General features: G+C 49.5%; 7 protein-coding genes and 3 pseudogenes. 1 reads left to right on the top strand and 9 read right to left on the bottom strand.

Annotated features, from left to right (window positions below; genetic code table 11):
• Nucleotides 1–13 precede the first annotated feature (13 nt).
• On the top strand, nt 14–1,048 hold the full coding sequence (locus AC1DUO_RS22215; RefSeq protein ID WP_013576221.1) for an IS110 family RNA-guided transposase: 1,035 nt from the start codon (nt 14–16) through the stop codon (nt 1,046–1,048).
• A gap of 240 nt (nt 1,049–1,288) precedes the next feature.
• Here AC1DUO_RS22215 and AC1DUO_RS22210 read toward each other — a convergent pair.
• The 9 genes and pseudogenes from AC1DUO_RS22210 to AC1DUO_RS22170 form a co-directional block, all read right to left on the bottom strand.
• Nucleotides 1,289–1,618, bottom strand: a pseudogene (locus AC1DUO_RS22210) (IS3 family transposase); the annotation flags it as partial.
• A gap of 33 nt (nt 1,619–1,651) precedes the next feature.
• The gene (locus AC1DUO_RS22205) at nt 1,652–1,951 is read right to left on the bottom strand and encodes a hypothetical protein (RefSeq protein ID WP_013575354.1); all 300 of its coding nucleotides are present in this window, start codon (nt 1,949–1,951) and stop codon (nt 1,652–1,654) included.
• 238 nt (nt 1,952–2,189) lie between these two features.
• Nucleotides 2,190–2,336, bottom strand: a pseudogene (locus tag AC1DUO_RS22200) (hypothetical protein); the annotation flags it as partial.
• Nucleotides 2,332–2,568, bottom strand: a pseudogene (nrfD, locus tag AC1DUO_RS22195) (NrfD/PsrC family molybdoenzyme membrane anchor subunit); the annotation flags it as partial. The pseudogenes nrfD and AC1DUO_RS22200, both read right to left, overlap by 5 nt.
• A 421-nt stretch (nt 2,569–2,989) precedes the next feature.
• Nucleotides 2,990–3,238, bottom strand: coding sequence for a hypothetical protein (locus AC1DUO_RS22190; protein WP_013575353.1), 249 nt, complete (start codon nt 3,236–3,238; stop codon nt 2,990–2,992).
• Between the two features lie 12 nt (nt 3,239–3,250).
• Nucleotides 3,251–4,225: a VENN motif pre-toxin domain-containing protein gene (locus AC1DUO_RS22185; RefSeq protein ID WP_477988782.1), complete on the bottom strand. Its 975-nt coding sequence runs from the start codon at nt 4,223–4,225 to the stop codon at nt 3,251–3,253.
• 184 nt (nt 4,226–4,409) lie between these two features.
• Nucleotides 4,410–4,583, bottom strand: coding sequence for a hypothetical protein (locus AC1DUO_RS22180; protein WP_158307032.1), 174 nt, complete (start codon nt 4,581–4,583; stop codon nt 4,410–4,412).
• Between the two features lie 377 nt (nt 4,584–4,960).
• Nucleotides 4,961–5,368 (bottom strand): hypothetical protein, encoded by a 408-nt coding sequence (locus AC1DUO_RS22175; RefSeq protein ID WP_013575352.1) that lies wholly within the window; start codon nt 5,366–5,368, stop codon nt 4,961–4,963.
• A 754-nt stretch (nt 5,369–6,122) separates the two neighbouring features.
• Nucleotides 6,123–8,949 (bottom strand): hemagglutinin repeat-containing protein (locus tag AC1DUO_RS22170; protein WP_477988779.1); only part of this gene is annotated, 2,827 nt, incomplete at its 5' end.

Genomic DNA, 8,949 nt, shown 5'->3' with positions numbered 1-8,949 from the left:
GGAGTGATATCAAATGAACACAATCAGAGTTGTTGGTATMGACATTGCCAAATCTGTTTTTCAGGTATGCGTCTGGATGGTTGATGGTTCAATTGCATATAACAAGAAGATCTCCCGTTCAAAATTGCTGGATTGCGTTCGACACTTCGAGCCCGGAACGCTTATCGCGATGGAGGCATGCTCTACTTCGCACTTCTGGGGCAGAACCTTCAGAACGATGGGATACAACGTCAGACTGATACCTGCCCAGCACGTTAAAGCCTTTGTCAGAAGCCAGAAAAACGATGCTAATGATGCGCTGGCGATTTGTGAAACAGCACTCCGCCCTGGCATCCACTTTGTTCCGGTCAAAACTGCTGAGCAGCAGGATATCAAAGCGCTGCGAAATACCCGTCAGCTCATGGTTGAGCAAAGAACGGCGCTGGCTAACCAGCTTCGTTCTCTGCTCGCTGAATATGGTCTCATTATCCCTGTCGGGATACAGTGCCTCCAGCAGCACCTGCCTGAACTGATGGAAGACGCGTCGAATGAGTTAACGTTCACTGTCCGCCGTTTACTTTCTACATTGCGGGAAGACATGCAGGCGCTGAATGAACGCGTCACCGGACTGGATAAGGAAATTGCTGCATTGTCTTCACAACAAGCTGCCTATCGCCAGTTGTTAACTATTCCGGGAGTCGGCCCGCTCATCGCGGCAGCGTTTATCAGTGAAGTGGATGCAGGGCAATTTTCCAACGGCAGAGAGTTATCCGCCTGGTGTGGCCTGGTTCCCCGGCAGCACAGTTCGGGAGGCAAGCAACGATTATCCTCCGTGACAAAAAATGGCAATCGTAGTCTCAGAACATTAATCATCCATGGAGCACGGTCTGTAATGCGCTGTATGAAAAAGCGCGATGACAGTCTGGGCCTTTGGCTGCAAAGGCTTGAAGCTCGTCGAGGGTTCCTGAAAACCACGGTTGCACTGGCGAATAAACTGACGAGAATTATCTGGCGTGTGCTGACAGATGGGGTTGATTTTAATATGCAGAAGGCCGTTGCGATGAATTAGCTAAAAACAGCAATTTACAGAAACTTATTTAACTGAGTTTGCAGGCACTGATGAGAAAACGGCTACCGTCCCTGTAACAGCCTGAAGTTGACCTGGGTAATCATATACCGGTGTAGTGATAAGGAAACAGGGCTCGGATAACATCATGGCGCGGGTAAATTAACCCACTAACGACGCCGGATATATGGTCGCAAACCGTATCGAACCAGTACTTGTAACACCCGGGGCGTCCATATATGGTCAACAAAAATTGGCCACGGCTTTAGAGTTTTCCAGAACAATCGTTCTGATTCGTTGGGCGACTAACCACCATTATATTGATGAGTTTTGAGTTGGCTGTGATATCCCGTTATGTAATTCGTTATCGCTGTGCTGGCTTCGCTAAAATTAGCGTATCCATTATCCGGCATCCATTCTGTTTTCAGACTTCTAAAAAAACGTTCCATCAGGCTGTTGATGCTCCCAGCAATTCCCCCGGCGACCCAGGCTTTGCTTTATCTGATATCTCCACAGTAACTGCTTGAAATTACTACCAGTATAGTGCCTACATTGGTCCGAATGATACAGCAAACCCCCAGAGACTGAAAATAATTTGAAACATAACTACTTAATTAGTTTTTGAGGTTTTGCAAAACCAGTATTTCCGTTTATAAAATATAGTCCGCCATCCCAACGATAGGCCGTAATATTACCTAGATCATCTACACTGATATTTGTGAAAGGATTCCCCTCAGAATCATACTCACTATAAACCTGCCAAATTACTTGAGCACTCGCATCAATCAAGTAAACATTTCTGGCGCATTGCTCTCTGCCATAGATGCTTTCCATATCGAGCCGATCATATAGCACTACTTTATTTCCATCTTTTACACTTAACTCGTTCACAATTTGGTCAGTCATTTCAATAATCTCATTTTAAAGGTATTGGCTTACCTAATAATGCCGCTGGTATACGATCTAAAAGCTCATACTGAACCCCACCAGAACTTGATGCTCCAAACTGCGGCTGAGGTGCAACTTTCCCAACTTGCATTTTGGTTCCTGCTGGCACAATTGTAAGTATTCAACCAAAGTGCAGAAGCGTCAGTATGGCGGTGAGCTGTTTGCACAGGCGGCTCTAGGACTGGGTTATCACCCGTTTTAGCGTTTGCTGGATGAAGGGGAGCATTTGGTTCACTCCGGTGAGCGTCACATCGTCTACCGTTGCCTGCGCAACCGGCGCTTTACCCATAAACGCGATGTTGGCGGCAACACGCAGATAGTAATCTTCTGCACGATTGAGCGGGCAGCGCCCAGAGTTGCCCCCAAGCCAGTTTTCGCTCTAACGACCTGTCCTCGCGGTTCGACACGATTAGTAGTGCGAAAAAGGCCGAAAAGGCACTGAGAAACATCACCAACGGGAAAGCGTAGCTAAACCAAATTGGACGGGCTTGTACCACAGAGACTTCGCGACCAGTGTATACCAGTAACCCCACCGCTGAGAATGCACTTGCCAACGCCAGCCATTGAGTAGCGGAGCCGTCACGGCGCCAGCAGCAGCCAGCATCATTGCTGCTCTATACCGAACAACTCCCTTGCGCAATCCCCGCAAAGCACCCAGGGTCGCTGCAACGCCCACGGCGAGCAGCGCCACAGGCGTTGCATGACGTATGTCCATGCCGAGGCCGAACACCAGCGCCAGTCAGTCCCAGCGCGGCTCCGATGATTAGGCCCAGCAGTCCACCCGTCAATGAGAGCATCGTGAATGATCTCTACTTTCCCTTGAGCAGTCTGGGATGCGATTCGTGAGAGGCGGACATCAAGTTCGGCGACTCGGCGGCTGATTCAGCGTGGTCACAGTGATTGTTGTTGCTGTGCGCGAACGACTGGTTATCCTGCCAGAGCTGAACCGCTGAGGATATAAAGTAAAATCCCGGATCGATGGCCGGGATTGAGTAATCAACTTAAATCTAAAGATACAAGTTGCCCGTCTTCACCAAAAATAATTGTCACCGCTCCGTAAGGACAATCAGCCGTAATAACTTTGTTTTTGAGCTCCTCATCTACACAGTGTGAAGCCTTCAGCGTTTGATCATCAAATCGGATTTCAAGGAAATAACCCTCTCCGTTGTTCACATGAGGTAATGCATCTTTTTCACCTCGTGCCGCAAGATATTTTTGTATTTCTTCAATATGTATTTTTGCCATACTCATTGCGCCTCAAGGTAAAGGAACAAAAGAACCTTTCTCGATAAGATTTTTCACTTGGTTTGGCCTGATAGGACCGACAGATATTATCTTCATTTCATTATTTGGTACAGTAATGCGCAAAAGCTTTCCATCAACGGTTTGTATTACATTGATATGACCGCTTTTTGCATCATAAACACGTACCGCATCGGGGTTGTTAACAAGCTTTTGCAGGTCTGCAGCGTTAAATTTCCCAGACAAACTCCCCAACCTTGGGTCATTTAGTTGATCGTAAACTCGTTCAGCTATATTAAAGACACCAGTTTTTGGAGCAGCTTTTGCAAATTTCCCAATTAAGGCTAATGCTCGCTCAGCTGGTAATGTACTTAATAATGCTAACGCATAATCTTCTGGATTTTTTGCATTCAATAATGACATCACAGTGTCTGATCCTGGATTATTTTCCAAGATAGCCTTGATAACATCCTCAGGTAGATCACCTTTTATATATTGGTCACGGATTTTCTGTTTTTCTTGATCCGTCAGATTGGGATCTTGCAAAAGCTCTTTTTCTAAAGAGGCTGCACCTTCAAAATACTTACTACCTTGGCTACCAAAAACGTCCCCAAGACTACTAAGTGCATTATTCTCCACTGCCGTCTTCCCAGCAATCGCCCCTTGCACGCTTGCCAATGACGAATTCCCGGCCACACCACCCGCCAGACCGGCAGCTAATGTACTTAATGCGCTGACATTTGCCTTCTGCTCCTCCGTCAGGTCTTCTGGTTTGGTATTGGGGTAAAATGCACTGATGATGATTTTCGCAGCTAATTCTCCCGCAGCACCGCCTGCTGCGCCGCCCGTCACTGAGCCACCCTGAATATAGGCTGTCACAGCCCCGGCCAATGCATGCCCAACGGTGTTAGCGACAGCGCTGTCCCCCGTGACTTTTTTTACCTCCTGAGACAGATAAGGTGCCAGCCCGCCCGCCAGAGCCTGTCCCATATCGCCACCGGTGAGCCCGGCAAGCGCTCCGCTGATACGCCGGTTACCATTAGCGTAGAACGGGGCAACTGGTGATCAGGCCTGCTGAGTAATTGATAAAAAGATCCCGGCAACTTGGCCGGGATCTTTTCAGTTCATTTGTTTATATATGTGTTTCAGCCATTTTTCCGAAGAACGCCATTCGTTATGGGTAATAATAGTTACAATCAATTTTGTTAAGCAGTATGTCCTGTAATTCATCTTCTGATAGAGAAAGTGCCAGCAAATAATCTATCTCTGCTTTCATCTGCTGCCGCTCTTCCGCAGTCTCAGTAGCCTTATATGCTGCCAATCTTTCATTCGCATTACCAAACAGCACCTCAAAATCTTAGTTAAGGTAGAACCTTAATAAATATGATAAATAAGGGTATTTTTCTTTAATATTCATTAAGTTGTATACTATTCATTAATCCATATCTGCCATTCTTTGTGGTGAACGACTACGTTTTTCGGCGCCCTAGCGGGGATACGTGGGTAACAAAATTGCCGTCAGACAGGCTGCATCAGTGATGCAAAAGAATGGTTGCGGGGACAAACTCAGGAACTGTGCGCCTAAAATCCGGATTCCGAGTCAGAAAATAGGCAATTGGTTGATTTTTTGGCACCTCCGAAACCATTTCCCTTCACATCAGGCTGATTAGCCCTAAAAACCTTGGTCAGGAGACATGGCAAAAAAGCGATTGAGGCGCCTAACCATCAAGAAAACTCTATTTTACAATCTGATAGAGGGAACGAGCGCCCATCAGAAATAACAAATTGTTCACCTTCGATTTGAGCGAGTAATAGAGCAAGGCCATTTGCCCCTATCTCAATATCTTTTTTCCAACCGTTAAGATCACCATGATAGGAAATCGCGTGAAAAAGAGGACCCGAGGGCGGGGTGACTTTGCACCCTCGATCATTTACCCCACCTCGAACGGCATTCGGAGGTTCAGAAAAGCACGTTACGTTATTAAATTGTTTTCGGAATTTGTTTTTCCCATCATCCGAAAAATAAACAACTTGCTGCCCATCAACAACCGTAACACCAGGTACACTTCGAGAGTCCGATTGCTCAATTTTTCCGCCCAGAATTTTTTCTAAAGCCTCTCGTTCACTAGTCATTTCACACCTCACTTTCAGAACCTTCATTCAACAGTGAAGGCATGCACAGGCTCTTCCGACGACTTGGCTTAGGTTATTAATCAGTAAGTAATTATCGGATAATCACCTTGGCTAGTCGTAATTACATAAGATTCTAACCCGTTATTTTCTGGAGTTATGCATATATAACTTCCATCGTCAAAGCATAAATTCAATCTTTTATTACCCAGGAGTGAGCAATTTTTAACCTCATGATTAAGAAGAGGAAAAAGTAAATTACTTGTTTCTATATTTTCTCCATGACCTAAATGTGACCGTTCATTTCGACCGCATAGGAATGGGCATTGGATCAATACTCGGGTACTAGACGAAAATAATAAAATCATAGACCCAATTCCAACTGTTATTCCGGTAAATATAGAGTGCTCAAACTCATGAAGTTCATCTTTACTAATCATTGCTACCTCATCTTTTTGGTGGCATCGTCTCTGTTGGTAATGGAATGTGCGTTTCCCCACGAGTGCCGGTACCGCCTGTGGCAGGATTCGTCGGCTGACCATTTTTGACCGATATCCAATAACCATTTTCTAACCCAGGTACCGGAGTTGAGCCAGGCGGCATAACTCTAATATACGAGCTGCCAGGGTTACTCGGGTCAGTACCAGGAGGATAATAAATTATGCTTCCGGTTACTCTACCTGGTTTGCTCACCCAGTCCGAGGGGATTACAGGACCTTGTGCCGGGTTTGTGAAAGGTTGCAAGTTAGTCGGTACTTTAGGTGTTGAAGTTCCTCCGCCATTCACTCCACCCCCGTTTTTGCCTGTTCCTGTTGCACCAATCCCAACACCTACTCCTAATCCTGGACCCTGGACTTACTACGTTATGTGTCAGCTCAGGATTTTCAGTGTCAGGAAGCCCACCAAATATCTCATTCTCCTTTTTCCTTAACTCTTCTGCATCCTTTTCGAATTTGCTAAGGTCACTCTCCGCATTATTCTCAACTGCCGTTTTCCCGGCAACCGCACCCGTCCCCGCAGCCACAGACGAATTACCGGCCACGCCACCCGCCAGACCGGCCGCCAGCGTGCTCAGTGCGCTGACATTCGCTTTTTGATCATTCGTCAGGTTTTCCGGTTTTACTCCCGGATACAGCTCTTTCGCAATCAACTGCGCAGCCAGTTCACCGGTCGCGGCCCCGGCTGCACCGCCCGACACAGAACCGCCCTGCAGATAGGCGACCACTGCGCCGGCAAGCGCATGCCCGGTGATATTTTCGACTTCGTTAACGTTGCCTTTGGCGTCTGTGGTCGCCGCCTTCACGGCCAGGGACAGATAAGGGGCCAGCCCGCCCGCCAGCGCCTGGCTCATGTCGCCACCGGTTAAGCCTGCCAGCGCGCCTGATATCGCCGTGCCCGCCGTCCAGAACGGGCTGCCGATACCATACTTTTGTTCTGCTGCAATGTATTCCGGCGAGTTCTCCAGCATTTTCTGCTGGTCTGCAGGTGAAGCTTTATTGTACTCCGCCGTGCCTGACAATCTTGCGAGCGCGTCACTTCGTGCATTCACCTGCGCCTGCATGACCACGTTCTGCATCGTCTGGACGCCCACCTGGCTGATAGCCTGCGCCACGGCCTGATTTTCTTCTATTTTCTGCTTGTCGAAAATTTTATCGATATGCCCGTTGGCGTTCTCCGTATCACGGCTCAGCGTACTCACATCCTGCGTTTGCTGGCCGGTATCACGCACCGTAATGCTGCCATCAGCAACCGCTGAACGGGTGGTGCCCGATGCGCTGCCGCTGGCATTGGTCATCACCGGCAGCACACCCCCTGCATTGTGCCGCACGTCCCCCTGGTCTTTACTGGATGAGAAACCGGCGCTGACCCCAACGCTGCTGGCACTGTAGTTTGCCTTGTTCTGGATATCGTCCCAGCCCAGCGTCCCTGTATTCAGACTGTTATTGGCCGCATCAGCGGTCGAGGCAATCACGGCACCGTTCAGTTGTGTATGGTCACCGACGTAGATGTCATAACCCTGATTGCCCGCAAACAGCCCGCTCTGGTCGCCCACGCTGGCGTATTCACTTTGGGTTTTAGACTTGCTCATACTCAGGGAAGCAGAGCCGGTCATCGACCCAAAGGTGAAGCTGAATCCACCGCTGATGCTCTGCTGTTTACTCTGGTAGTCGTCGGTATCCTGCTGACTGGTGAGCGTCAAATCACGCCCGATATTTGCCGTGATTTTATCGCCCAGCGCCTGCGCTCCGGAGAGTACGGTGTCACGCCCGCTGCTTAAAATCAGGTTATCTTTGGCATTTACGCGGGTATTGACGTATTCCGTCGTTTCACCGTCCGAGGAACCTTTCGCAGCATACCCATTACCCTGTACCCCAATGCCGGTTTCCTTACCCAGTGAGATATGCGCGCCGACACTCCAGCCGTTTGAACTGTCTTTACTCGTCTGTTTGCTGTTATTCGTCGCGGCCTGCAATAGCAGATCGTTCTGCGCAGCAAGCGTGACTTTATTTCCCGTCACACCGCTGCCGGTGATAGTGATATCACCGCTTTGCCCATTGGCACCTGTCGAAACGATGGCAACATTACGTCCACCGGTAATCGTGCTGCCAGTGACCTGATTTTGTTCCAGTTCGGAAGTGGATTTACTTTTACTCGCACCGATATTGACCTGCAACTGGACCAGGTTGCCATCCACTTTGCCATTCATCAACTGAGACGCCTGCGTTGCGGTCCCGTCCATCGAGGACATCCAGCCCTGCTCCACCGCCTGCACGCCATACAGTGCTTTCATTCGGCCGTCGCCGGTCTGTGAGGCCTGTTTGGCAATGCTGGTGAGCGACAACAGCGCATCCGTCACCGGGCTCGACAGCGAGACCGTCAGGCCGCTTTGTTTCTGCTCGTAGATTTGTTTGCGGGTCAGCATGTCATTGCCGGGGTCAACCGTGACCGAGCCGCCGACGATGTTGACGTCATTTTTAGCGTTCACATCCGAGCCACCGATATGCGCCTGTTCACCGGCAATCAGATTCACGTTGCCGCCGGTGCTGCCGACGGCACTGCTGCTCTGGCTCTGGGTGGTGCCGTCCTGATTGATTTGCTGACGCGAGGATTTGCTGCCGAACGTCACGCCCAGACCGCCTCCGCTGAACATGCCGCTGGTTTTTTTCTCACTCAGCCGGTAGCTGGACTGTTCCTCTGTGGCGGCGGTAATGCTGAGGTCTTTCCCCGCTTTCAGCGTCACATCCCCGTCACCGACCACGGACGAACCTTTCACCGTCAGGTCCTGCCCGGCGACAACGGAGACTTTATTGCCACTCAGCTGTGAGGCTTTCTCTGTGGTGGCATAGTCCTCTGCAACGGTATGCGTGGTCGTGCCGGAGAACAGGTGTTTTTTGGTTTTGGTTTTTTCGTCGTAGCTGTACTGGCTTTCCTGTGCGGTGGTGATATTCACATCCCGCCCGGCGTTCAGGGCCAGGTCGCCGGTGGCCTGTACTTGCGCGGCCTGTGTCGTAATATTCACATCCCGCCCGGCGTTCAGGGCCAGGTCGCCGGTGGCCTGTACTTGCGCGGCCTGTGTCGTAATG

The organism is Rahnella sp. P4_A8, assembly GCF_056402435.1.
The sequence above is the reverse complement of the archived record's forward strand: the minus strand, read 5'-3'. Positions and strand labels throughout refer to the sequence as shown.

Excerpts from the sequence above, each read along its gene's own strand:
- AC1DUO_RS22205 (WP_013575354.1), bottom strand. The coding sequence starts at position 1,951 with ATGACTGACCAAATTGTGAACGAGTTAAGTGTAAAAGATGGAAATAAA.
- AC1DUO_RS22190 (WP_013575353.1), bottom strand. The coding sequence starts at position 3,238 with ATGGCAAAAATACATATTGAAGAAATACAAAAATATCTTGCGGCACGA.
- AC1DUO_RS22185 (WP_477988782.1), bottom strand. The coding sequence starts at position 4,225 with ATGGGACAGGCTCTGGCGGGCGGGCTGGCACCTTATCTGTCTCAGGAG.
- AC1DUO_RS22175 (WP_013575352.1), bottom strand. The coding sequence starts at position 5,368 with ATGACTAGTGAACGAGAGGCTTTAGAAAAAATTCTGGGCGGAAAAATT.